The organism is Agathobaculum faecis (genome assembly GCF_014287995.1).
GTDB classification, from domain to species: domain Bacteria; phylum Bacillota; class Clostridia; order Oscillospirales; family Butyricicoccaceae; genus Agathobaculum; species Agathobaculum ammoniilyticum.
Genome location: NZ_JACOPL010000007.1, coordinates 122,456 through 144,912, shown reverse-complemented (window position 1 = coordinate 144,912; position 22,457 = coordinate 122,456). Strand labels below are relative to the sequence as shown.

Annotated in this window: 25 protein-coding genes; 3 read left to right on the top strand and 22 right to left on the bottom strand. The window is 60.8% G+C overall.

All coding sequences use genetic code 11. The features are described from left to right. Positions 1-11 precede the first annotated feature (11 nt). A complete protein-coding gene (locus H8S45_RS09040) occupies positions 12-398 on the top strand; it encodes a RidA family protein (RefSeq protein ID WP_054326698.1) in 387 nt (128 codons plus the stop codon). 49 nt (positions 399-447) lie between these two features. On the opposite strand, the gene H8S45_RS09035 is transcribed toward H8S45_RS09040, so the two are convergent. The 11 genes from H8S45_RS09035 to H8S45_RS08985 all read right to left on the bottom strand — a co-directional run bounded on the left by H8S45_RS09035 (position 448) and on the right by H8S45_RS08985 (position 9,429). Then, the gene (locus tag H8S45_RS09035; protein WP_186949968.1) at positions 448-1,014 is read right to left on the bottom strand and encodes a hypothetical protein; all 567 of its coding nucleotides are present in this window, start codon (positions 1,012-1,014) and stop codon (positions 448-450) included. A gap of 142 nt (positions 1,015-1,156) precedes the next feature. Then, positions 1,157-1,384 (bottom strand): acyl carrier protein, encoded by a 228-nt coding sequence (gene acpP / locus H8S45_RS09030; RefSeq protein WP_054326695.1) that lies wholly within the window; start codon positions 1,382-1,384, stop codon positions 1,157-1,159. 4 nt (positions 1,385-1,388) lie between these two features. Beyond that, a complete protein-coding gene (locus H8S45_RS09025) occupies positions 1,389-2,210 on the bottom strand; it encodes an acetyl-CoA carboxylase carboxyltransferase subunit alpha (protein ID WP_054326694.1) in 822 nt (273 codons plus the stop codon). Then, on the bottom strand, positions 2,200-3,078 hold the full coding sequence (gene accD, locus H8S45_RS09020) for an acetyl-CoA carboxylase, carboxyltransferase subunit beta (protein WP_054326693.1): 879 nt from the start codon (positions 3,076-3,078) through the stop codon (positions 2,200-2,202). Before accD ends, H8S45_RS09025 begins: the two co-directional genes overlap by 11 nt. A gap of 15 nt (positions 3,079-3,093) precedes the next feature. Then, positions 3,094-4,440 carry an acetyl-CoA carboxylase biotin carboxylase subunit gene (accC, locus tag H8S45_RS09015; RefSeq protein ID WP_186949966.1) on the bottom strand — a complete coding sequence of 449 codons (1,347 nt, stop codon included), beginning with the start codon at positions 4,438-4,440 and terminating at the stop codon, positions 3,094-3,096. A 13-nt stretch (positions 4,441-4,453) separates the two neighbouring features. Continuing rightward, the gene (fabZ, locus tag H8S45_RS09010; RefSeq protein WP_054326691.1) at positions 4,454-4,879 is read right to left on the bottom strand and encodes a 3-hydroxyacyl-ACP dehydratase FabZ; all 426 of its coding nucleotides are present in this window, start codon (positions 4,877-4,879) and stop codon (positions 4,454-4,456) included. Between the two features lie 73 nt (positions 4,880-4,952). Further along, entirely contained in the window at positions 4,953-5,423 is a 471-nt protein-coding gene (gene accB / locus H8S45_RS09005; protein ID WP_186949964.1) for an acetyl-CoA carboxylase biotin carboxyl carrier protein, read from the bottom strand. A 2-nt stretch (positions 5,424-5,425) separates the two neighbouring features. Beyond that, positions 5,426-6,658, bottom strand: a complete 1,233-nt coding sequence (gene fabF, locus H8S45_RS09000) for a beta-ketoacyl-ACP synthase II (protein WP_207724480.1) — start codon at positions 6,656-6,658, stop codon at positions 5,426-5,428. Positions 6,659-6,733: 75 nt separating this feature from the next. Continuing rightward, positions 6,734-7,462 (bottom strand): 3-oxoacyl-[acyl-carrier-protein] reductase, encoded by a 729-nt coding sequence (fabG, locus tag H8S45_RS08995; RefSeq protein ID WP_107631022.1) that lies wholly within the window; start codon positions 7,460-7,462, stop codon positions 6,734-6,736. A 13-nt stretch (positions 7,463-7,475) separates the two neighbouring features. Next, entirely contained in the window at positions 7,476-8,423 is a 948-nt protein-coding gene (gene fabK, locus H8S45_RS08990; RefSeq protein ID WP_186949959.1) for an enoyl-[acyl-carrier-protein] reductase FabK, read from the bottom strand. 16 nt (positions 8,424-8,439) lie between these two features. After that, positions 8,440-9,429 carry a beta-ketoacyl-ACP synthase III gene (locus H8S45_RS08985; protein ID WP_242977843.1) on the bottom strand — a complete coding sequence of 330 codons (990 nt, stop codon included), beginning with the start codon at positions 9,427-9,429 and terminating at the stop codon, positions 8,440-8,442. A 145-nt stretch (positions 9,430-9,574) separates the two neighbouring features. On the opposite strand from H8S45_RS08985, the gene fabD reads away from it, so the two are divergent. Further along, complete coding sequence (gene fabD, locus H8S45_RS08980; protein WP_054326686.1) at positions 9,575-10,492, top strand: ACP S-malonyltransferase; 918 nt, start codon at positions 9,575-9,577, stop codon at positions 10,490-10,492. Positions 10,493-10,581: 89 nt separating this feature from the next. Here fabD and H8S45_RS08975 read toward each other — a convergent pair whose 3' ends face one another. From H8S45_RS08975 to purB, 8 genes are all read right to left on the bottom strand, one after another. Next, complete coding sequence (locus tag H8S45_RS08975; protein ID WP_107631023.1) at positions 10,582-11,430, bottom strand: MetQ/NlpA family ABC transporter substrate-binding protein; 849 nt, start codon at positions 11,428-11,430, stop codon at positions 10,582-10,584. Positions 11,431-11,522: 92 nt separating this feature from the next. Next, positions 11,523-12,176, bottom strand: a complete 654-nt coding sequence (locus H8S45_RS08970; RefSeq protein ID WP_054326684.1) for a methionine ABC transporter permease — start codon at positions 12,174-12,176, stop codon at positions 11,523-11,525. Then, a complete protein-coding gene (locus H8S45_RS08965) occupies positions 12,163-13,182 on the bottom strand; it encodes a methionine ABC transporter ATP-binding protein (protein ID WP_054326683.1) in 1,020 nt (339 codons plus the stop codon). Before H8S45_RS08965 ends, H8S45_RS08970 begins: the two co-directional genes overlap by 14 nt. A 274-nt stretch (positions 13,183-13,456) precedes the next feature. Continuing rightward, on the bottom strand, positions 13,457-13,912 hold the full coding sequence (nrdR, locus tag H8S45_RS08960; protein WP_054326682.1) for a transcriptional regulator NrdR: 456 nt from the start codon (positions 13,910-13,912) through the stop codon (positions 13,457-13,459). Positions 13,913-14,011: 99 nt separating this feature from the next. After that, a complete protein-coding gene (locus H8S45_RS08955) occupies positions 14,012-14,803 on the bottom strand; it encodes a sugar phosphate isomerase/epimerase family protein (RefSeq protein WP_054326681.1) in 792 nt (263 codons plus the stop codon). A gap of 91 nt (positions 14,804-14,894) precedes the next feature. Further along, complete coding sequence (gene secF / locus H8S45_RS08950; protein ID WP_054326680.1) at positions 14,895-15,809, bottom strand: protein translocase subunit SecF; 915 nt, start codon at positions 15,807-15,809, stop codon at positions 14,895-14,897. An 18-nt stretch (positions 15,810-15,827) separates the two neighbouring features. Continuing rightward, on the bottom strand, positions 15,828-17,117 hold the full coding sequence (gene secD, locus H8S45_RS08945; protein ID WP_054326679.1) for a protein translocase subunit SecD: 1,290 nt from the start codon (positions 17,115-17,117) through the stop codon (positions 15,828-15,830). A gap of 92 nt (positions 17,118-17,209) precedes the next feature. Continuing rightward, positions 17,210-18,640: an adenylosuccinate lyase gene (gene purB, locus H8S45_RS08940; protein WP_107631031.1), complete on the bottom strand. Its 1,431-nt coding sequence runs from the start codon at positions 18,638-18,640 to the stop codon at positions 17,210-17,212. A 249-nt stretch (positions 18,641-18,889) separates the two neighbouring features. Between purB and H8S45_RS08935 the strand changes: the two genes are divergently transcribed. After that, on the top strand, positions 18,890-19,522 hold the full coding sequence (locus H8S45_RS08935) for a GNAT family N-acetyltransferase (protein ID WP_054326677.1): 633 nt from the start codon (positions 18,890-18,892) through the stop codon (positions 19,520-19,522). A 38-nt stretch (positions 19,523-19,560) separates the two neighbouring features. Here H8S45_RS08935 and H8S45_RS08930 read toward each other — a convergent pair whose 3' ends face one another. The 3 genes from H8S45_RS08930 to rsgA form a co-directional block, all read right to left on the bottom strand. Further along, positions 19,561-20,754, bottom strand: a complete 1,194-nt coding sequence (locus tag H8S45_RS08930) for a pyridoxal phosphate-dependent aminotransferase (protein WP_243182430.1) — start codon at positions 20,752-20,754, stop codon at positions 19,561-19,563. Positions 20,755-20,914: 160 nt separating this feature from the next. After that, the gene (locus H8S45_RS08925; RefSeq protein WP_054326676.1) at positions 20,915-21,574 is read right to left on the bottom strand and encodes a thiamine diphosphokinase; all 660 of its coding nucleotides are present in this window, start codon (positions 21,572-21,574) and stop codon (positions 20,915-20,917) included. Then, a complete protein-coding gene (gene rsgA / locus H8S45_RS08920; RefSeq protein ID WP_207724479.1) occupies positions 21,544-22,443 on the bottom strand; it encodes a ribosome small subunit-dependent GTPase A in 900 nt (299 codons plus the stop codon). Before rsgA ends, H8S45_RS08925 begins: the two co-directional genes overlap by 31 nt. Positions 22,444-22,457 lie beyond the last annotated feature (14 nt).

Sequence of the window (22,457 nt, the reverse complement as noted above, 5' to 3'; positions counted from 1 at the left end):
GTTTTTCCACCATGGCAATTAAAGAAGTTCTTCATTCCGATTTCGCGCCCAAGGCGGTCGGCCCGTATTCCCAGGCCGTTGTCACGGGCAACCTGATCTTCACCTCCGGCCAAGTGCCGATCGACCCTAAGACCGGCAAGATCGAGGCCGCTACCATCGAGGAGCAGACCGAACAGGTCATGAAAAACCTGCATTATGTACTCGCCCAGGGCGGCGTGGCGTTCGACCGTGTGGTCAAGACCACCTGCTTCCTGTCCGACATCAATGATTTCGCGGCGTTCAACGGCGTGTATGCCAAGTATTTCCCCGAAAATCCGCCCGCGCGCTCCTGCGTGCAGGTCGCGGCGCTGCCGCTCGGCGCAAAGGTCGAGGTGGAAGTCATCGCGGTCAGAGGCTGAGGACGGATGGACAAGCAAAGAGGACGGAAAAATTTCCGTCCTCTTTTTGCTATGCGTTCTGCTCGGCCTGTTTGACCGCCTCAAGGTACTGCCAGAGCAGCACCAGCGTGATAACCGTTATCACAATATTGCATGCTTCTGCAAACCAAGCCGCCCCCAACTGTTCTGTGATTCCGACGACCACCCCGCCAATCAGCGACAGCCAGAAACACCGCTTGATACGACCCTGCGGATAAGCATAGCCGCGCAAGGCAGCCAAGTCGTCCAGTCCGAAAAAAAAATAATAATCTGCAACGAGCAGTACAATTGCCCCTGCCAGCGCGGCCAGCGCAAAGATAACGCTCAGTATCGAGCCGAACGCCAGCAGCCCGAGCAACGAACACCCAACCGTCAGCGCCAGTCCGGTGATCAGCACACGGTATGCGCGCGCCATCCCATCCGATACGTCGGCCAGCGCGCGCACCTGCACAATCCGCACGATAAGCAAAACAATGCCGGCCACCGTGACCAGAATGTTATCAAAAAACGAAAACACAAAGCCAATCACCTGCACCTGCCAGATGATCCGCAGGTTCCGGTAAACCGGCCGCTGGATTCCCTCTAAATTCTCTTCCATCCCGATCTCCTCCCTTTTCTTTCACTATAACAGATACCATCCCCTGTTGCAACAAAAAACAGGTAAAGCCGGCAGCGTCCGGCAGAGCAAAAAAAGGCTTCGGAACCATAGGGTTCCGAAGCCTTTTTCCGCTTTGGCAAAATCAGTCCTGATGCTCCTCAATATACTTGACGATATCGCCGATGGTGCTCATCTGGGTCGCTTCCTCATCGGAAATGGTAATGCCAAAGTTCTCCTCCAAGTCCATCATCAGCTCGACAACGTCGAGGGAGTCCGCGTTCAGGTCCTCCTTGATTTTGGTGTCCATGGTCATGGTAGAAGCATCAGCGTCAAACTTGTCAGCCAGCAGCTCGCAGATCTTTTCAAACATGGGTCTACACTCCTTCGATTTCTTCTTGTTTTATTTGTCTGAAAACTCCGATCTTACGGAATTTTTCATACCGTTTTTGCAGCATCGTATCCATATCCGGCTCGGCCGCCAGTTCCGCGAGCGTGTCGCGCAGCGCGCGGCCCACGTTGCGGATCAGTTGTGAGCCCGACTGCCCCTCCGGTATGATGCCCTCGATCATGCCGAATTCGTACAGGTCCTGCGCGGTGATGCGCAGCGCGTCCGCGGCCTCTCCCTCGCGCGTAGGGTCTTTCCACAGGATAGACGCGCAGCCGCGCGGCGAAACGACCGAATAGATCGCGTTTTCCAGCATCAGCACGCGGTCGGCCACAGCCAGCGCCAGCGCGCCGCCCGAGCCGCCCTCGCCCGTGACAATTGAAATCACCGGCGTCTTCAGCTCGATAAACTCATAAAGGCAGCGGGCGATCGCCTCGCCCTGCCCGCGCTCCTCCGCGCCCACGCCCGGGTATGCGCCCGAGGTATCCACAAAATTGATGACTGGGCGGCGGAACTTTTCCGCCTGGTGCGCAAGGCGCAGCGCCTTGCGATAGCCCTCCGGATTGGCCATGCCGAAGTTCGCGTCCATATTCTGCTCAATCGTGCGGCCCTTGCGGTGGCCGATCACGGTTACCGGCGTGCCGTTCAACCAGCCGATGCCCGCCATGATCGCGTGGTCGTCCGCGAAATAGCGGTCGCCGTGCAGTTCGATGAAATCATCGAACAGCGTCTCGATATAGTCGCTCAACATAGGCCGCTTGGTATCGTGTATGATGCGCATTTTTTCGCTTGCCGGCCTGTTATTCTTCATGGCGCCACACCTGCCGTTTCTTCCCCTTGGGCGCACAGTGGAGCTTGAGCAGGTTCTCCAAAGTTCCCCTCAGTTGATTGCGCGGAACTATTTTATCACAGAAGCCATGCGAAAGCAAGAACTCCGAGGACTGAAAATCCTCCGGCAGCGTCTCGCCGATGGTTCCCTCGATCACGCGCCGCCCCGCAAAGCCGATGGTTGTGCGCGGCTCGGCGAGGATGATGTCGCCCAGCATCGCGAACGAGGCGGTCACGCCGCCAGTCGTCGGGTCGGTAAGCACGGTGATATACAGCAGCCCTGCATCCGAGTGCCGCCGCGCCGCGGCGGACACCTTGGCCATCTGCAGGAGCGAATACATCCCTTCCTGCATACGCGCGCCGCCCGAACAGGTGAAAACCACCACGGGCAGCCCTTTTTCGGTCGCGTATTCAAACAGGCGGGTCAGCTTTTCGCCCACAACCGAACCCATAGACGCCATCATGAAGTGGCTGTCCATCACGCCGATGCAGGTTTCCACGCCGCCAATGCGGCACACGCCGGTTTTGACCGCGTCCAGCATGCCGACCTTTTCGGCCAGCTCCGCGGCCTTGTCCGCATAGCCTGGAAAATCGATCGGGTCCGCGGGCGCCAGGTCGCCGTACAGCTCGGTAAAGCTGTCCTTATCCGCGACCTGCCGGATGCGGGTGCGCGCCAGCAGGCGGCCGTACCGGCCGCAGTGCGGGCAGACGTACAGGTTTTTCCCGTAAGCATATGCCTTGATCTCCGCGCCGCAGCCCTTGCATTTGACTACCTTGACGCCTTCCTCCTCCTGCGGCTTCATCTCCATGGAGGTTTCGCGCGTTTTCTGGAAAAGGTCGATCAGTCCCATACCGTTCCCCCCTTATTAGTGGTCAAAATCGCCGTTGGCGATCGAATTGACGTTGAACTGCGCTTCCTCGAAGGCCTTGGAGCGCAGAATGTGCATCTGGTAATCCGTACCGGTCACGACGCCCTCGAACAGCGTCTCGGCCAGCGCGCGGCGCATGCGCGCGATCGCCTGCTTCCGGTCCGCGCCGTAAACGATCAGCTTGCCGATCATGGAATCATAAAACGGCGGTATCTGATAGCCCTGATAGGCCGCCGTATCCATGCGCACGCCCGGTCCGCCCGGCAGGTGCATGGACACCAGCGTCCCCGGGCAGGGCGCGAAATTGCGGGCAGGGTCCTCGGCGTTGATGCGGCACTCGATCGCGTGGCCACGCAGCGTCAAATCCTCCTGCGCGAACGAGAGCGGCCGGCCCGCCGCGACCCGAATTTGCTCGCACACCAGGTCCACACCGGTCACCTGTTCGGTAACAGGATGCTCTACCTGGATGCGGGTATTCATTTCGCAGAAATAAAAGTTGCGGTCACTATCCACCAGAAATTCGATCGTACCCGCGTTGCGGTAGCCCACGCGCTTGGCCAGATCGACCGCGGCCCTGGTCATCCTTTCGCGCAGTTCGGGTGTGACGAACGCGGACGGGCTTTCCTCGATCAGCTTCTGATGGCGGCGCTGCACCGAGCATTCGCGCTCGAACAGGTGTACCACGTTGCCGAAATTGTCCCCGATGATCTGCACCTCGATATGGCGCGGATTTTGGATGTACTTTTCCATATACAGGCGCCCGTCGCCGAAATTGGCGACCGCTTCCGCCGCCGCGCTGTCGTAGGCGTCCTTCAGCTCCCGAACGCTGTGCGCCACGCGGATCCCCTTGCCGCCGCCGCCCGACGCGGCCTTGAGCATAACCGGATACCCAATGCGCTCGGCCTCGCTGATCGCCTCGTCGAAATCGCGCAGCGGCCCGTCCGTGCCGAGCGCGACCGGCACGCCCGCCGCGATGGCGTTGCGCTTGGCCTCGGATTTATCGCCCATCAGACGGATGGTGGCCGAGGTCGGCCCGATGAACGCCAGTCCGGCCTGGGTGGTAAGCTCGGCGAAATCCGGATTTTCCGACAGGAAGCCGAAGCCCGGATGGATCGCCTGGCACCCCGAGGCCAGCGCCGCGGAGATGATGTTCTCCATATTCAGATAGCTTTCCGAGGCGCGCGCCGGCCCGATGCACACCGCTTCATCCGCGATCTGCGCGTGCAGTGCCTCGCGGTCGGCCTCGGAATATACCGCGACCGAAATAATGCCCAGGTCGCGGCAAGCCTGTATGATGCGGACCGCGATCTCGCCGCGGTTCGCGATGAGTACCTTTTGAAACATTGTTTCCCCTGCCTTAGTCCATGATGACCATGCACTTGATTTCCGCCTCGGCGGCTTTCTGGTCGCCGACCCAGGCTACGCCCTCGGCGACCGCCATCGGGCCGCGACGCTTGACAAACCGCACCTCCAGCCGGAGCGTATCGCCCGGCTTGGCCATGGCGCGGAATTTCGCCTTATCAATACCGGTATACACCGCGGTCTTCCCCTTGAATTCCGGAATGGACAGCAGCGCCACGCCGCCGACCTGCGCCAGCGCCTCCAGCCGGAACACGGCGGGCATGATCGGGTTGCCCGGGAAGTGGCCCTGGAAGAAAAACTCGTCGCCCGTCAGGTGCAGCGTGCCTACCGCGTGCTCCTCGTCCATTTCGAGGATCTCGTCCACCAGCAGCATGGGCGGGCGGTGCGGAAGGATCTCCATGATCTGTTCTTTGTTCAGCATATTATAATCCCTCTCCTGTGAAAACGCAAGCCCTTTCCTGCCGCGTCCCGCGGCGGACCGGCTGCCGTTTCCCTTATTCGATCACAACGATGGTCTGGTTATACTCGACCATATCGCCCGGCTGCGCCAGAATGCGCACGACCGTTCCGTCGCACGGGGACTTGATCTCGTTCATGGTCTTCATCGCTTCCACGATGAACAGCGTGTCGCCCTCCTTGACCTTCTGGCCGACCAGCACGAACGGCGGCGCGTCCGGAGACGGGGAGGAATAGAACGTTCCCACCAGCGGACTCTTGACCGGCGTACCCTCGGGCAGGTCCTCGGCTGCAGCCGCGGCGGGCGCCTCGTCCTCCGACGCGGCAGCGGGGGCAGCCGCCGGCGCTGCCACCACCGGCGCCGCGGGAGCCGCCACAACCGGCGCGGGAGGCGCGGATTTGATCTTCAGCTTCACGTCGTCCAGCTCGATCTCTACCTCGCCCAGGCCCTTGGCCTTGAGCGCATCCATCAGCTCGATGGCAACGTCTTTCAGTTCCTTAATATCCATATTTACACCTTCTTAATCAGGATGCAGGCGTTATGGCCGCCAAAGCCCAGCGAATTGGAAATCGCCACGTTCACGGGCATTTCAACCGCCCGATTCGGGGTGATATCCAGATCGCAGTCCGGATCCGCCTCCTGATAGCCGATGGTCGGCGGCACCACACCGTCGCGGATCGCCATGACGCACGCGATCGCCTCAACCGCGGCCGCGCCGCCCAGCAGGTGGCCGGTCATCGACTTGGTGGACGACACCTTGACCTTGTACGCCTCGTCCCCAAACGCCTTTTTGATGGCGATGGTTTCATACTTTTCATTCAGCGGGGTGGACGTGCCGTGCGCGTTGATATAGTCCACATCCGCAGGGGTCAGGCCTGCATCCGTGATCGCGCCCAGGATGGCGCGCGAAGCGGCCTCTCCGTCCGGAGAGGGGCTGGTGATGTGGTAGGCGTCTCCGGTCGCGCCGTAGCCCGCGATCTCCGCAAGGATCGTCGCGCCGCGCGCCTGGGCATGCGTCAGGCTCTCAAGCACCAGGCAGCCCGCGCCCTCGCCCATCACAAAGCCCGACCGGCGGGCGTCGAACGGAATCGAGGCGCACGCCGGATCCTCGCCCATATGCACAGCCTTCATGTTCTGGAAGCCGGCCATCGAGATCGGGATGATGCCGTTCTCGGTGCCGCCGCAGACCACGACGTCCTGATAGCCATGCCGGATGGCGCGCATAGCCTCGCCGATCGCATGGTTGCCCGTCGCGCAGGCGGAAACCGGACAGAAATTCTCGCCCTTGAAGCCGAACCGCATGGAGATATACGCCGCCGCCATGTTGGCGATCATCTCCGGAATGCACAGCGGTGACACGCGCCCCGGCCCCTTTTCGTTCAGCTTGGGGATCTCCTGCTCGGCGATCTGCAGGCCGCCCACGCCCGAGCCGTAAATCACGCCCGTGCGGTAGGGATCGAAGTTCCCTTCCCTGAGACCCGCCTGATCGACCGCCTGCTGCGCCGCCGCCAGCGCAAAGTGGCAGTTGACGTCCATCCGGCGCGCCTCGCGCTTATCTACATACTGCGTCACGTCGAAGTCCTTGACCTCGGCGGCCAGCTTTACCTTAAATTCCGATACATCGAACTTGGTGATCGGCCCAACACCGCACTTACCGGCTTTGAGCGACTCCCAAAACGTCTGGACGTCGTTGCCGACCGGCGTGACCGCACCCATACCAGTGATAACTACCCGTTCCATCAAAGCATCTCCTTCTTCCTCGTTTTCCCGGGACGTGCCGCCTGCGCGTGTCCCGCCCTTCTGCTTCCGTGCGGCAGGTCAAAGCATGCCGCCGTCCGCAACGATGACCTGTCCGGTGATATACGAGGCCGCGTCCGACGCAAGGAACGAAACGATATCCGCGATCTCCTCCGGACGGCCGCAGCGCTTCATGGCGATCTGCGCCAGCATGCCTTTCTTCACATCCTCCGGCAGCACGTCGGTCATATCGCTTTCGATAAAGCCCGGCGCCACCGCGTTGACGCGCACGCCGCGCGCCCCCAACTCCTTGGCCGCGGATTTGGTCAGGCCGATCACGCCCGCCTTGGAAGCCGCGTAATTCGCCTGCCCCGCATTGCCCGAAATACCGACCACGCTCGACAGGCTGACAATGCTGCCCGCCTTGGCGCGCAGCATCATCGCGCCGACGATCTGGGTCATGTTGAAAGTCCCCTTCAGGTTGGTCGAAACGACCGCGTCAAACTGGTCGGGCTTCATGCGGACGAGCAGCCCGTCGCGCGTGATGCCCGCGTTATTGACCAGCACCGCTGGCACGCCCAGCTCCTCCTTGATCTGCTTGACCGCCGCCTCGCACGCCGCGTAATCCGCGACATCCCACTGCTTTACGACCGCCTTGACGCCGTGCGCGCGGCACTTCTCCGCGACGCCCTCCGCCTTCTCCACCGAGGAGGCACAGTTGATCACAACATCATAGCCGTCCTTTGCCAGCTTTTCCGAAATGGCCGCGCCGATGCCGCGCGAGCCGCCAGTTACAATTGCAACACCCATGTTCCCGCTCTCCTTATTCAAAACGCTGATATGCGGAGCGGAGCAGCTGCTCCGCTCCCTCAGTCATGCCGCGCAGGATATCCGCGCACGGGCGCAGCTCGGTGAGCATACCCGCGATCTGGCCGGACATAAACGTGCCTTCCTCATAGTTCCCATCCTGCACCGCCTTGCGCAGAGAACCCGCGGTCGCAGCCTCCAGCTCCTCCAGCGACTGCTCGGTGCCGATCTTCTCCAGTTCCAGGCACTTGCGCGCCATCGGCGTTTTGAGCGAGCGCACCGGATGGCCGGACGGACGTCCGGTAACAACCGTGGAAATATCGCTCGCCTTGAGCACAAGCTCCTTGTACTTATCCGAAATATAGCACTCGTCGGACGCGAGGAACACCGTGCCGCACTGCACGCCCTCCGCGCCCAGCAGGAGCGCCGCGGCCATGCCGCGGCCGTCCGCGATACCGCCCGCCGCGATAACCGGCACATCCACCGCGTCCACTACCTGCGGCACAAGCGGCATGGTCGTCAGCTCGCCGATGTGGCCGCCGCCCTCCATGCCTTCCGCGATAACCGCGTCCGCGCCCGCGCGCGCCATGCGCTTGGCCAGCGCGACCGACGCGACGACCGGCATCACCTTGATGCCCGCGCTCTTCCAGCCTTCCATATATTTGCCCGGATTGCCCGCGCCCGTGGTCAGCACCTCGATCTTCTCGTCGATGGCGAGCTGGGCGAGGTCGTCTGCGTTCGGGGAGAGCAGCATGATATTCATGCCCAGCGGCTTATCCGTAATCGCGCGCGCCTTATGGATCTCATCGCGGATATAATCCACCGGCGCCGCGCCGCCCGCGATGATGCCCAGGCCGCCCGCCTTGGACACCGCCGCCGCGAGGTGGTGCTCCGCGATCCACGCCATCGCGCCCTGCACAATCGGATATTCAATACCGAGAAGTTCTGTGATCTTGGTCTTCATTTGATTCGCTCCCCTTTTACAGTTTGAGTACAAACGCGCCGTAGGTCAGCCCACCGCCGAAGCCGGTGCAGACGATGGTCTGGCCCGCTTTGAGCAGGCCCTTGCGGCGCATCTCGTCCAGGCAGATCGGCACACTGGCCGAAGAGGTGTTGCCGAAGCGGTCCATGTTCACATAGACCTTTTCTTTCGGCAGATGGTAGCGCTTGGCGATCACGTCCAGGATGCGCAGGTTGGCCTGATGCGGCACCACCCAGTCGATCTCCTCGGCCGAAACGCCCGCGCGCTGCAGCGCGGTATCGATTGCCAGCGGAACCGCGCGCGCGGTGAACCGCACGACCGCCGCGCCCTGCATTTTCAGGAAGCGCGCCTTAGGGTCGACTGTCCGCTCGGGCGCGAACGGGTCTTCGACCGGCAGCGCCTCCATGTACAGGTACTCCGCGCCCGAGCCGTCCGCCGCGATAAACGTGGACTGGATGCCCACGGCGGCGTCCTCGGTCGCGCGGTAGACCGCTGCGGCCGCCCCGTCGCCAAACAGGATGCAGGTGGAGCGGTCGGTGTAATCCGTGATGCGGTGCAGCGTTTCCGCCGAAACGACGAGTACGGTCTTCGCCTTGCCCGACCGGATGTAGCTGTCCGCGATGTCGGTCGCGGAGATGAAGCCCGCGCAGGCGTTGTTGATATCCATCGCGCCAACCTGGCGAGCGCCCAGCTTGTCCTGCAGGACGCTCGCGGTGTTGGGCGTGTTGGTATCCGGCGTGCAGGTGCTGACCAGGAGCAGGTCAAGCTCCTCCGCCGTGATTCCCGCGTCCGCCAGCGCGTTCTGCGCTGCGCCGAGCGCCAACTCCCATGTGCGGGTGTTTCTGGCGATGCGGCGCTCGCGCACGCCGGTGCGCTTGACGATCCACTCGTCGCTGGTGTCGACCATCTGCTCGAGCATCGCATTGGTCAGGGCAAACTCCGGAATGCACGATCCCGTGCCGATCAGTTGAGTGTTGATGATAGCCACGCTCCCTAAAATCAAATCGCTCTCCCAAAAACCGTGGAAAAGCGACAATAGTTTGATTGACAAAGTAATCCTTGACTATTATAATAAAAGGACACGAAAATGTCAACCTTTTCCGAGGTCTGGCATCGGTATTTGGAGGAACGAAATGGAATACGGTTTTGCATTTTTCCCCGGCCAGGGCGCGCAGGCCCCGGGCATGGGCAGGGACCTGTACGAAAATTCGCAGGCCGCACGGCTGGTTTTTGAAGAGGCCAGCGACGGGGCGGGCCTGGACGTTGCAAAGCTCTGCTTTGACAGCGATAAGGAGGCGCTTTCCCGCACGGAAAACAGCCAGATCGCGATTTTTACGCACTCGATGGCCGCGCTCGCGGCGCTGCAGGAGGCCGGCGTATCTTTCAAGGCCGCGGCGGGCTTCTCGTTGGGCGAATACACGGCGCTCGCGGCAGCCGGCGTGGTGTCGCTCACGGACGGCGTCAGGATCGTGTCCATGCGGGGCAAACTGATGCAGCAGGCGGCGGACTCGATCGACGGCGGCATGGCCGCCATCCTCGGGCTGGACGACGCGGCGATCGAGCAGGCCTGCGCCCAGGTGACAGGCGGCTTGGTGCGTCCGGTCAACTACAACTGCCCCGGCCAGCTCGTCATCGCGGGCGAGCGCAAGGCGCTGGACGAGGCGGTTGAGAACTGCAAGGCGGCCGGCGCGCGGCGCGCGCTCCCGCTCGCGGTTTCCGGCGCGTTCCACACGCCGCTGATGGCCAAGGCGGCGGCCGAGCTGCGCGCTTATGTGTCGGACTTTACTTTCTCCGCGCCCAGAATGGATATCTACTCCAACCTGGACGGCAACGTACTCGACTGCGCCGACCTGCCCGCGCATCTGGAGCAACACATGATCTCTCCCGTGCGCTGGACGCAGCTCGTCCGCAACGGCATGGCGGCGGGCCTTACCACCGCGTGCGAGATCGGCCCGGGCAAAACGCTCACCGGCTTCGCGGGCAAGATCAGCAAGGAGCTGGCGTGCAAGCCCGTGCAGGACATGGCGGGCGTACAGGCCGCAGCAGAATGAGAATCAAAAAAAGAACCGCTTTCCAGCGGTTCTTTTTTTGATCCATCCTCCAAACGGGGCGGCTTTGCCTCCCTGTCTGATGGCCTGTTTTAGTAAGTCGCCACCACGGCGCCCTTATAGGTTTCCTCGATGAACTGCTTGACCGTATCGCTCTGCAGCGCCTCGGCCAGCGCCTGAATTTTTTCGCTGTCCTCGTCGCCGCTGCGGCAGGCGATCACGTTGACGTATACCTGCGCATACTCCGGATTTTCCGTGATGAGCGAGTCCTCCTTGGCGTTCAGGTCGGCCTGCAGGGCATAGTTGCCGTTGATGACCGCAAGGTCAACGTCCTGCAGCGAACGCGGGAGCTGCTCCGCGGCGATCTCCTGGATATCCAGGTTCTTCGGGTTTTCCACGATGTCCAGCTTGGTCGCGTCCGAGGTCGGGTCGATCCCGTCCTTAAGCTTAATCAGACCCGCGTCCTGCAGAAGCAGCAGCGCGCGCGTCTCGTTGGAGCCATCGTTCGGCACGGCGATGGTAGCGCCGTCCGCCACTTCGTCCAGCGTCGCGGTCTTGCCCGGGTAAATGCCGAACGGCTCATAGTGCATCTCGATCGCGGGGACCAGGTCGCCGTTGTTCTCCTTATTGAAGTTGTTCAGGTACGGGATGTGCTGGAAATAGTTCGCGTCCAGTTCGCCCTCAACCAGCGCAGTGTTCGGGGTCACATAGTCGGTGAACTCCACCACTTCGAGCGTGTAGCCCGCCTCGGCCAGCACGTCCTTTGCCGCCTTCAGGATCTCCGCATGGGGCGTGGGCGACGCGCCGACCGTAATGGTCTTTGCCGCGTCATCCGATGCGCCGCCGTTATCCGCGTCCTGGTCCTGGCTGTTCCCGCCGCAGGCTGCAAGCGCTGTCAGGCACAGCGCGCCCGCAAGCAAAGCTGCGATTTTCTTTTTCATAATCAGTTCTCTCCTTTTCTCATTGGTGGGACGGCGCGCGGCCGCAGCGCCGCCCCCATATCATTAATTTAATGATAACAAAACAAATTGCTTTACCGGTTGCGCTTATCCAGCCGGCGCGCCAGCCAAAGGCCGGCCTCCTGGAAGATCTGCACGACCACGACAATGATGATCACCGCAACCAGCATAATATCGAACTGATAGCGGTTATAGCCATAGGTGACTGCCACTGCGCCCAGGCCGCCGCCGCCGATAAAGCCGGCCATCGCGGAATAGCCCAGGATAGTGACGACCGAGATCGCGCCGCCGACCATGAGCGAGGGCTTGGCCTCCGGCACAAGCACCTTCCACACGATCTGCCACGGGCTTGCCCCCATAGACTGCGCGGCCTCGATCACGCCAAACGGCACCTCCTTGATGGAGGATTCTACCATGCGCGCCACATAGGGGGCGGCCGCCATGGTCAGCGGCACGATCATCGCGGTCGTGCCAATCGAGGAGCCTGTGATCGCGCGCGTCATCGGCGTAATCATAACGCCCAGGATCAGGAACGGCACCGAGCGCAGAATATTGACAACCACGCCCAGCACGGTGTTGAGTACCGGAATCGGGCGGATGCCGCCCTTATCGCTCACCACCAGCAGCAGGCCGACCGGCAGCCCGATCGCATAGGACACCACGGTGGATACCGCGACCATGTACAAGGTTTCCCACAGGGCCTGCGCCCAGAAATCAGGTGAAAGCATGCGCGTCGCCCTCCTCTACATGCACGTTCTGCGTTTCCAGATAGGCCAGCGCCCGCTTTGCCGCGCGTTCATCCTCCGGCAACTGCAGGATCATCTGGCCATATGCCTTCCCGTCGATATCCTTGGTGTCCGCAAACATGATATTGACCGGCGCCTTGCATTCCAGCACCATGTTGGATACCACCGGCTCAAACGACGAGTTTCCATCAAACACGATGCGGCAGTAATGCCTGCCCGTGGCCAGGCGCTCCCGCCTGCCATCCGGATAGATCAGCTGCTTGGCCATCGCGGACTGCGGGCGGGTGAACACCCGATCGACCGTGCCGACCTCTGCGATGCGGCTGGAATCGATGATCGCCACGCGCTGACAGATCTCCTCGATGACCGCCATCTCATGCGTGATGACCACAATCGTGATGCCGAGCGTCTGATTGATCTCCTTAAGCAGCGCGAGGATGGAGCGCGTCGTCGTCGGGTCCAGCGCGCTGGTCGCCTCGTCGCAGAGCAGGATCTTAGGGTTGGTCGCCAGGGCTCGCGCGATGGCCACGCGCTGCTGCTGGCCGCCGGAAAGCTGGGATGGGTAATTGCCCGCGCGGTCGCTCAGGCCGACGATATCGAGCAGTTCGCGCGCCCGCTTTTCCGCCTCCGCCTTACCCGTCCCCGCGATTTCCAACGGGAAGCAGATATTTTGCAGCGCGGTGCGCTGTTGCAGCAGGTTGAACTGCTGGAAGATCATGCCCATGGAGCGGCGCGCCTGCAGCAGCTCCTTTTTGGAAAGCGCCCCCAGCTCCTGCCCGTCCACCGTGACCGTACCCTCGGTCGGCTTTTCCAGAAAATTGATGCACCGCACCAGCGTGGATTTGCCCGCGCCAGACAGGCCGATGATGCCAAATATCTCGCCGCGTCTGATGTCCAGGCTGACACCGTCAAGCGCCACAACCGTACCCGCGCGCCCGCGGAACGTCTTATTCAGGTTTTGGATTCGCACAATAACATCCTGTTCCAAACCTTATTCCCCCTTGTTTCAAAATAAAAGCGGAAAGCAGTCCTGCTTTCCGCTCGCTTTCCATCTGAACCGCATCGCGCCGCATGACAAATACGGCCCGCTTGCAGCATAACAGCCCTGTTACGGCTGTATTGCAGAAAAACGAGCAAAACCGCACATCATGCACATGGACATTCGCAGTGCCAGCATTACGGTCTCCTCCTTTTCCTACAATTTCTATAGTATATTGCTTGGTTATTAGTGTACCGCTCTTTGCGGGATTTGTCAAGGATTTTTATTTATCTTTAATCAAAGTATTAAGCTCTTCCATGAACGTATTGATATCTTTGAACTGGCGGTAGACCGAGGCAAAGCGCACATAGGCCACCTCGTCCACCTTGCGGAGCTGCTCCATGACCAATTCTCCGATGACCTTGCTGGATACCTCACTCTCGAGCGAGCCGAACACCTTCTGCTCCACATTATCCACGATCTGCTCGAGCTGCATGAGCGAAACCGGCCGCTTTTCGCAGGCCTTCATCAGCCCGTTCAACAGCTTCTGGCGGTCGTAGGCCTGTCGGGTACCGTCCCGCTTGACCAGCATGAGCGGCATGCGCTCGACCGTTTCGTAGGTGGTAAAACGCTTGAGGCATTTGAGACATTCGCGCCGACGGCGGATACTCGTCCCCTCGTCGGTCGGCCGCGAATCGACTACCTTGCTGTCCTCATAGCCGCAAAACGGACATTTCATCGGGCTTCACCCTCGCAATCCTATAAAATGTGAATCATTTGTGGTTATTATACCACCCCTTGTATAAAAAAGTCAACCATAGCGGGCGCATTTACCCCGTCAAACCGTCAAAAAGCGGGAAAGCACGCTCACGGCGCGCGCCAGGTCGTCCGGTCCCGTGAAATTCGAGCGGTATACCTCGATCAACGCATGCCCGCTGTAGCCGGCTGCGCGCAGGCGTGAGAAAAAGTCCGCGTAATCCATCGTTCCCGCCCCGGGCAGCAGGCAGCTCTGCTCGGCTGAGAAATCGTTGATATGGATGTTTACCAGCCGTTCCCCCACTGCATCGATGAATTCCCTCGGGTGACGGCCGGCGCGGTGCGCCTGCTTGATGTCGAGCGTGTACCGCAGCGCGGGAACGTCGCGGTACAGGGCGCTCAGGAATGCGGGGTCGCGCGAACGGCACCACGCCACATTCTCCTGCGCGAGCGTCACGCCGCAGGAGGCTGCGAGCCCGCACAGCCGGCGGTATACCTCGCACTTGCGCGCCCAGCGTGCCGGATCGTCCGCATGCCCCATATCGCGCTCCCCGTGGAAGGTGAAAAAGCGCGCGCCCAGCGCCGCCGCGCATTCCAGATAGCGCTGGTACTGCATCAGCCCGTCCTCTGTGCGGCGCTGGTAATCGGAGAACAGGAGCAGCCCCTCCATCAGCGAGGTGTAGGGGTGGACAGACACGATATCCAGCCCCAGTTGACGCGCCTGCGCGCCCAACTGCTCATAAAAGCGCGGCGAGAACTCGCTCTCCGTATTAAAGAAAACCTCAACCGCATGCACGCCCAGTCCGGCCAGGATGGGCAGTATCTCCTCGACCGGCTGCGGATAGAAGCACGCAGTCGAAATGCCCAGACGCATGGGGGTCCCTCCTTTTCCAAAAAAACCGGACGGGGATACACGCCGCACCCCCGTCCGTTGTTTCGCGCAGTACGCGCTTCTTTCCCTTTATTCAGATACGTTTCTTGCGGAAATGCTTGCGGTAGAACGACCAGAAGCTTGCCGACAGCATGATCGACGACCAGGCGCCCGCAACGATGCCCACGATCAGCGGCAGCGTAAACTGCTTGAGAGACGGCACGCCCAGAACAAAGATCATGCCGACTGTGAACAGCGTGGTAAGGGTCGTGTTGATGGTACGTCCCATGGTCTGCCAGACGCTGCGCTCCGCGACCTCCTCAAACGGCTCCTTGCGCGCCACACGCAGGTTCTCACGGATGCGGTCGAATACGATGATGGACGCGTTGATCGAATAGCCGAGTATGGTCAGCGCCGCAGCGATAAAGCCGGTGTCCAGCGGGATCTGGAACCATACATAGACCGACAGCATGATCAACAGGTCGTGGATCAGGCAGGTGACCGCCGCCAGGCCGCTGGTGAGTTCAAATCGGATGGTGATATAGATCAGCATCAGCACGATCGCCACTACCGCGCACAGGAACGCCGCGCGCTGTAGGTCGCTGCCGACCGAAGGGGAAACGTCGTTATTGTTGTATAGATCTTTTCCATCTTTGTCCAGGCTGTAGGTTTCGACCATCTTGTCGATGACAGCCGCGCGCTTTTCCGAATCGATCGAGGTAGAGCGGATCAGCACGTTTTCGTTGCTGTCGCCCGACGAGGTGACCGAGGACGGGTCGACGCCCGTTACCTCCTGAAACAACTCGCGCACCTCAGTCTGGACCGTCTGGTCCACCGTCTTGTGCAGGTTGAACTCCATCTCCGTGCCGCCGGCAAAGTCGATGCTCAGGTTAAAGAAGTTCTGGCCGAACGGCAGCGCAATCAGAGCCACCAAGCCGGTCGCGCACAGCAGGATGGAGATAATGCCAAAAATCTTGAAATTCTTCAGAATGGGAAACTTGGGTTTCATTATTTATCTCCTCCTTTCTTAAACGCCGTAAGCCTTGGGGCTGCGAACATGGAAATCCACCATGCGGTTGAGCAGGAAATGGGTCACCGTCAGGGCTGTAAACATGGAAATGATAACGCCGAGGCCCAGCGTGGTCGCAAAGCCGACGATTGTGCCGGTACCCATCCAGAACAGCACCGCGGCCGCAATCAGCGTGGTGATGTTGGAGTCCAGGATCGCGGTGAACGCGCGCTTAAAGCCGGAGTCGATAGCACTCTTGACGGTCTTGCCCGCGCGCAGCTCTTCCTTGATGCGTTCAAAGATAATGACGTTCGCATCGACCGCCATGCCGATCGACAGGATGATGCCCGCGATACCCGGCAGGGACAGGTTGACACGGATCAGGCCGAACACGACCGCTTCAATGACAATATAGAAGCCGAGCGCCAGACAGGCGACCAGGCCCGGGATGCGGTAAACGATCAGCATGAACAGGCAGACCAGCACAATGCCGATCGCGCCCGCGAGCAGCGAGGTCTGCAGGGCGTTCGCGCCGAGCTGCGGGCCAACCGAGCGAAGCTCAACCTGCTTGAGGCTGAACGGCATCTGGCCGACGTTGATCAGGTCCGCCAGCTCCTTGGCGCTTTCCGCCGTGAAGTTGCCGCCCGAGATCACGCAGGTACTCTGCGTCAGCTGGTTCTCCACCATCGGTGTGGAAATCGCCTGATCGTCCATGACGATGGCAAGGAAGTTCATACCGTCCGTATTTTTCCGCGCCGCGATCGAAGCGGTCGCCTCGGAGAATTTCTGCGTTCCCTCGTCGGTGAACTCGATCTGGACGTAATGCTCGTCCGTCAGTTCCGCGCCGGTCGGCTGGCCGTACATGGCGGTCGCACGCTTGATATCTGTGCCGGTCAGCCACTCCTTGCCGTCCGCGTCCATAAACACGAGCTGCGCGGTCGAGCCCAACGTCTGCACGGCTTCTTCAGGATTGGTGATCTGCGGGATCTCGACCGAGATGCGGTTGTCGCCCGAAAGCGCGACAGTCGCCTCGGTGAAGCCCTTGTTGGTCAGGCGCTGACGGATCATGGACTGCGCCGTTTCCATATCGCTGGACAGGTTGCCCGTATCGTAGCCCTCCGGCAGCTCCGCCTCATATACGATGCGCGAACCGCCCACCAGATCGAGGCCGAGCCGGATGCCGTGCTCGGTATCATTCACCGCAGGGATGATCGTGCGCCCTGCAACGGTAAAGCCCATTACCGCGCAAAGACCGAGCAAAACGATCACGAGCATGACTGCGATGAAAGAAATCACACTCTTTTTCAATGTTTTACAGCCTCCTTTGTTTTCTTACACAACTGATTTAGTATACTGCGAAACCGCAGAAAAGTCAATATTGCCGTGTCTGGCCACCGCGCTTACAGGTTGATCTCCACCGTGACGTCCCCGCCGTCCAGATAGGGCGCGATAGCCGGCCGGACGCACTCGCTGAGGAACTCGTCCACCTGGGACGGGCAGCGGCCGATATACGCGGACGGGTCCAGGTGCTCCATAATCTGCTCGCGCGTCATGCCGAACATCGGGTCCGCGGCGATGCGGTCGATCAGGTCGTTGTCCAGCCCTTCCTCCTTGATGCGCTTGCCCGCGGCCATGGAATGCTCGCGGATGCGCTCGTGCAGCTCCTGCCGGTTGCCGCCGCGCTTGACCGCGCCCATCATGATGTTTTCGGTCGCCATAAAGGGCAGCTCGTTCATCACGCGCTGGTGGATGACCTTGGGATATACCACCAGGCCGGACACCACGTTAATCATAATGTTCAGAATCGCGTCCACCGCAAGGAACGCCTCCGGCACGGAGATGCGCTTGTTCGCCGAATCGTCGAGCGTGCGCTCGAACCACTGGGTAGCAGAGGTAAAGGCGGGGTTCAGGCTGTCCGTGATGACATAGCGCGCCAGCGCGCAGATTCGCTCGCTCCTCATCGGATTGCGCTTGTACGGCATCGCGGACGAGCCGATCTGGTGCGCCTCGAACGGCTCCTCAATCTCCTTGAGGTGCTGCAGCAAACGCAGGTCGGTGGCAAACTTGGACGCCGACTGCGCGATGCCGGACAGGGTAGCCAGCGTCTGCGCGTCGATCTTGCGCGAGTAGGTCTGTCCGGAAACCGGCACCACACCCGCGAAGCCGAAGTCCGCCGCGATGCGCGCTTCCAGCTCCTTGACCTTGCCCTCGTCCCCGTCGAACAGCTCCATAAAGGACGCCTGCGTGCCGGTCGTACCCTTGCTGCCCAGCATGCGCAGGTTTTCAATGCGGTACTCAACCTCGGCCAGATCCATCAGCAGCTCGTTCATCCACAGGGTCGCGCGCTTGCCGACCGTGGTGAGCTGCGCGGGCTGAAAGTGGGTGAAGCCCAGCGTGGGCTGCGCCTTGTGCGCGTCCGCGAAGCGCGCCAGCTTGTCCAGCACCACGGCCAGCTTTTTGCGCACGAGCAGCAGGCCCGCGCGGATCTGGATGATATCCGTGTTATCGCCCACATAGGCGCTCGTCGCGCCGAGGTGGATGATGCCCGCCGCCTTGGGCGCAGCCTTGCCGAACGTATAGACGTGCGCCATCACGTCGTGGCGGACCTCTTTCTCACGCGCCTTGGCCGTATCATAATCGATATCGGTCAAATGCGCCTCCATTTCGTCCACCTGCTCTTGGGTGATGGGCAGGCCGAGCGCCATCTCCGCCTTGGCCAGCGACACCCACAGGCGGCGCCAGGTAGAAAACTTCATATCCGAGGAAAAGGTATACAGCATCTCCTCCGAAGCGTAGCGCGAAGAAAGCGGGCTTTCGTACACGTTGTTCATGTCAGTCGTCCTTTCCGATCTATCTTCATTTTTTGTGGAAACACAAAAGAACGGACTGAAACAGTCCGCTCTTAGTTTATCACCCCATCCCGCGCATTTCAAGCAAAACCGCCTTGTTTTGCGCACACATTGTAACAATAAACAAAGAAATCCCCCGTGCGTGCCATTGATTTGACAGCGCCGCGGCACGGCTTGACGGACCACGGCCTGCATGCTATCATCAAGTCAGCCACAAACCGGAGGTGCAACATGAGAAAAGCCCGTCAGGACGAGCTTCCAGCGCTGGCCGCGCTGATGTTCGACCAGTTTTATGAAAAGGAAGAGCTGCGGCAGCAGTTTTCCGGCGTGGATATGGAAACCGCCCGCCAGGTCGGTCCGACCATACTCAGCCTCGGACAGGACTATTTCTTCGAACACGGCGATGTTTTCGTCTGCGAGACTGCGGACGGTGCGCTCACCGGCGCGCTGGTCGGCACCGACCCGTGCAGGCGCGCCCCGCTCGGTCCGCTCGCGCAGATCATTTATCTGCTGCGGCGCGGCCGCGCGCTGCGCGGCATCCCCAAGCGCCTGCTCGCACAGCTCACACGCAACAGCCGGCCCGTTATGGCCGTACACAGCATGAACTGGTACCGGCGCTATTGCAACCGGCCGTACTACATCGCGCAGTTCGCTGTCGCCAAGGCACACCGTGGCACAGGTGTCGCCCGCGAGCTGATGGACGGCGCGCTCGCCCGCGCAGCGGCGCTGGGCTGCCAGACAGTCGCGCTCGAAACCTTTTCACGGGAGAATGTGCCGATTTACCTGCATTTCGGCTTCCAGCTCAAGCAGGTTCACACCTGCGGCGCGTTCACGGAATACCGCCTGCTCAAGCCGCTCGAATAATGCAAAAGGGAGGACATCCGTCCTCCCTTTTCCTGTCATTATGCGTTTTGGATGAACTGTTCCAGCCGGTCCAGCCCCTTGTCGATCTCGGCCAGCGAGGTCGCGTAGCTCCAGCGGACAAAGCCAGGCGCCGCGAACGCCGTACACGGCACGGTCGCCACCAGCCCTTTTTCCAGGAACAGATGCGCGAAATCCTCCGCGCTCCCAATCGTTTTCCCGTACATGGACTTGCCGATGAAGCTTTTCATGTTCATCATCACATAGAACGCGCCCTGCGGCTTGATGCAGGAAACACCCGCGATGCGGTTCATACGCCCGACCAGATGATCCCGACGCTTCTCAAACGCGCGTTTCATGGCCTGCATATCCTCCTGCGGGCCGCGCAGCGCCACGATCGCCGCGTGCTGGGAGATCGTGGAGGGCGCCGAGGTGGAATGGCTTAGGTAATTGCCCATCACACGGGCCAGCTCCGGATTGGAGGCCGTGTAGCCAATGCGCCAGCCGGTCATGGCATAGCTCTTGGACACGCCGTTAACCAGTATGGTCCGCTCCTTGACATCCTCGCCCAGCGAAGCAAAGGATACGAACTCGATATCGTCATAGACCAGGTTGCAGTAAATCTCGTCCGCGATCACATAGACGTTGCGGCGGCAGCATACCTCGGCGATCGCCTCCAGCTCTGCGCGCGTATAGACCATGCCGGTCGGGTTGCAGGGCGAATTGAGCATAAACACCTTGGTCCGGTCGGTGATCGCCGCGTCGAGCTGCGCCGCCGTGATCTTGAAATCCTCGGCCTCGCCCGCGGCGACAATCACAGGCACCGCGCCCGCCTGCTTGACCATCTCAGAATAGCTGACCCAGTAGGGCGCCGCGATCACGACCTCGTCGCCCAGGTCGCACAGCGTCATCAGCGCCACATAGACCGAATGCTTCGCGCCGGACGCGACCACGATCTGGCTGGGCGCGTATTCCAGCCCAAAGTCCGCCTTCAGGCGGTAGCTCGCCGCTTCGCGGAGCTGCATCAGTCCTGCGGCCGGCGTATATTTGGTAAAGTTGTTTTCGATCGCATCGATGCCCGCCTGCTTGATATGCTCGGGCGTCGGGAAATCCGGCTCGCCCGCGCCGAAGCCGACGACGTCCTTCCCCTCTGCTTTCATCTGCTTGAACAGCGAATCAATCGCAAGCGTGGTGGACGCCTGCACGCCGGCGGCGATTTTGGAAATCGGCTTCAATGCCACGATACAGCACTCTCCCTTACAAGTCTGTTCCCGTTTCTCTCTACAATCCTTATTATATGCTTCCTTTTTTCATTTTGCAAGTATGCTATCAAAAAATTGCAAAAACGAAAGGGATAAAAAAACCGCCCCTAGCGGCGGTTTTGGTGTGAATTTTTCACAAAACGCGCGTCCAGTCGCGCGAAAAGATCACAAGCGAGCGCCCCTCTCGAATGGTTACCGAAAAGCTGTCCGCGATTGCTTCGTTGGATATCGTGACCATTCCCGCCCTCGTGACGACCGCGTCGCGCAGCGGATACTTGGCGTTTTCGATACTTACGCCGGTCAAAACCGCGTCGAGCGGCACCAGCGAAAAATAGGCGTACTCCGGCGGCATTTTGAATTTTTGACATCCGCCCTCATGCAAAACGATTTGATTCTGCCGGTCCAGCACTGTCAGGCGCCCACCCATGGCATACGCCTCCTCCAGCAGGGACAGGTTGGCGAGCATATGGTCGATGCGCCCGCCAGTCGCGCAGACCAGCGTCGCCTCGGTGCAGCCGCGGCGGAACACCTCGCGCAGACAGCCCTGCGTGTCCGTATCGTCTTTTTCCGGACGCAGGCGCACAACCTCGGCCCCCTCGACCTCCGGCATGGAGTCGCAGTCCGAAATCATGAAGTCCGGATGCAGGCCGAGCGCGCGGGCATGGCGCAGGCCGCCGTCCGCGCAGGCGATCAGCGCGTCCGGATGCTCCTTCAGGAACGCGCGGATATAGCCGTATTCGGTTTCCGGCGCGGCCGCGAAAATCAGCGCGTGCCGCCTTTCAAAAGCTCCCATTCTTTCAGATCCTTTACACCCTCATAGAGTTTGACATAGCTCTCATGCCGGCTCTCCGCGATCTCCCCCGCCTGGACCGCCGCGCACACCGCGCAGCCCTTTTCCTTTACATGCGCGCAGCCGGTAAACCTGCACTGGCCCAAATAGGGCACGAACTCGGGAAACGCGTACTGCAGATCCTCGGCCAGCACCAGATCCATCTGTCCAGTCTCGAACGAGGAAAAGCCGGGCGTGTCCGCGATATAGCCACCACCCTCCACAGGGTGCAGCTCGACATGGCGGGTCGTATGCCGCCCCCTGCCGATACGGTCGGAGATTGCACCCACCTCTGCGCCAAAGCCGCTGTCCAGCCGGTTGAGCACGCTGGACTTGCCCACGCCGGAGTTGCCGGCGAACGCCGCCACCCTGCCGCGGATGCGGTCCTTCAGGCGCTCGATGCCCTCTCCGGTCAGCGCGCTGACGCGCAACGTTTCGATCCCGCTTTTTTCGTAAATGCGGAACAAATCGTCCCCCGGGTCCTCGTCCGTTTTGTTGATGACGACCAGCGCACCGATCCCCTTATGGACCGCGATCGCCGTTACCTTATCGATCAAAAACGGGTCGGTCACCGGCGGGGCCGCGGAGGCGACCACCGCCAGCAGGTCCAGGTTTGCGACCGCTGGACGCACTAGGCTGTTTTTGCGCGGATGGATATCGGTCAGGTAGCCCGTACCATCCTCCGGCTGGATTTCCAGCATAACCCGATCGCCAATGATCGGCTTGCCGACCGTCTTGCGGAAACGGCCGCGCGCCTTGCACTCGATCAGCCCTTCGGCCGTATCCACATAATAGAAACCGCCGATGCCCTTGAGAATGATCCCTTCGATCAAAAAATACGCCCCTT

Coding starts and splice junctions, on each gene's coding strand:
- acpP (WP_054326695.1), bottom strand. CDS start 1,384: ATGTTTGAAAAGATCTGCGAGCTGCTGGCTGACAAGTTTGACGCTGAT.
- purB (WP_107631031.1), bottom strand. CDS start 18,640: ATGAACAACGTGTACGAAAGCCCGCTTTCTTCGCGCTACGCTTCGGAG.
- accD (WP_054326693.1), bottom strand. CDS start 3,078: ATGGGACTGATCGACCTTTTCCAGAAAACGCGCGAAACCTCCATGGAG.
- fabK (WP_186949959.1), bottom strand. CDS start 8,423: ATGAAGACCAAGATCACAGAACTTCTCGGTATTGAATATCCGATTGTG.
- nrdR (WP_054326682.1), bottom strand. CDS start 13,912: ATGAAATGTCCGTTTTGCGGCTATGAGGACAGCAAGGTAGTCGATTCG.
- H8S45_RS09025 (WP_054326694.1), bottom strand. CDS start 2,210: ATGAAGAATAACAGGCCGGCAAGCGAAAAAATGCGCATCATACACGAT.
- fabD (WP_054326686.1), top strand. CDS start 9,575: ATGGAATACGGTTTTGCATTTTTCCCCGGCCAGGGCGCGCAGGCCCCG.
- H8S45_RS08975 (WP_107631023.1), bottom strand. CDS start 11,430: ATGAAAAAGAAAATCGCAGCTTTGCTTGCGGGCGCGCTGTGCCTGACA.
- H8S45_RS08955 (WP_054326681.1), bottom strand. CDS start 14,803: ATGCGTCTGGGCATTTCGACTGCGTGCTTCTATCCGCAGCCGGTCGAG.
- H8S45_RS08925 (WP_054326676.1), bottom strand. CDS start 21,574: ATGGGAGCTTTTGAAAGGCGGCACGCGCTGATTTTCGCGGCCGCGCCG.
- fabG (WP_107631022.1), bottom strand. CDS start 7,462: ATGGGTGTTGCAATTGTAACTGGCGGCTCGCGCGGCATCGGCGCGGCC.
- accB (WP_186949964.1), bottom strand. CDS start 5,423: ATGGATATTAAGGAACTGAAAGACGTTGCCATCGAGCTGATGGATGCG.
- fabZ (WP_054326691.1), bottom strand. CDS start 4,879: ATGCTGAACAAAGAACAGATCATGGAGATCCTTCCGCACCGCCCGCCC.
- secF (WP_054326680.1), bottom strand. CDS start 15,809: ATGAAACCCAAGTTTCCCATTCTGAAGAATTTCAAGATTTTTGGCATT.
- H8S45_RS08935 (WP_054326677.1), top strand. CDS start 18,890: ATGAGAAAAGCCCGTCAGGACGAGCTTCCAGCGCTGGCCGCGCTGATG.
- H8S45_RS09035 (WP_186949968.1), bottom strand. CDS start 1,014: ATGGAAGAGAATTTAGAGGGAATCCAGCGGCCGGTTTACCGGAACCTG.
- H8S45_RS08970 (WP_054326684.1), bottom strand. CDS start 12,176: ATGCTTTCACCTGATTTCTGGGCGCAGGCCCTGTGGGAAACCTTGTAC.
- H8S45_RS09040 (WP_054326698.1), top strand. CDS start 12: ATGGCAATTAAAGAAGTTCTTCATTCCGATTTCGCGCCCAAGGCGGTC.
- accC (WP_186949966.1), bottom strand. CDS start 4,440: ATGTTTCAAAAGGTACTCATCGCGAACCGCGGCGAGATCGCGGTCCGC.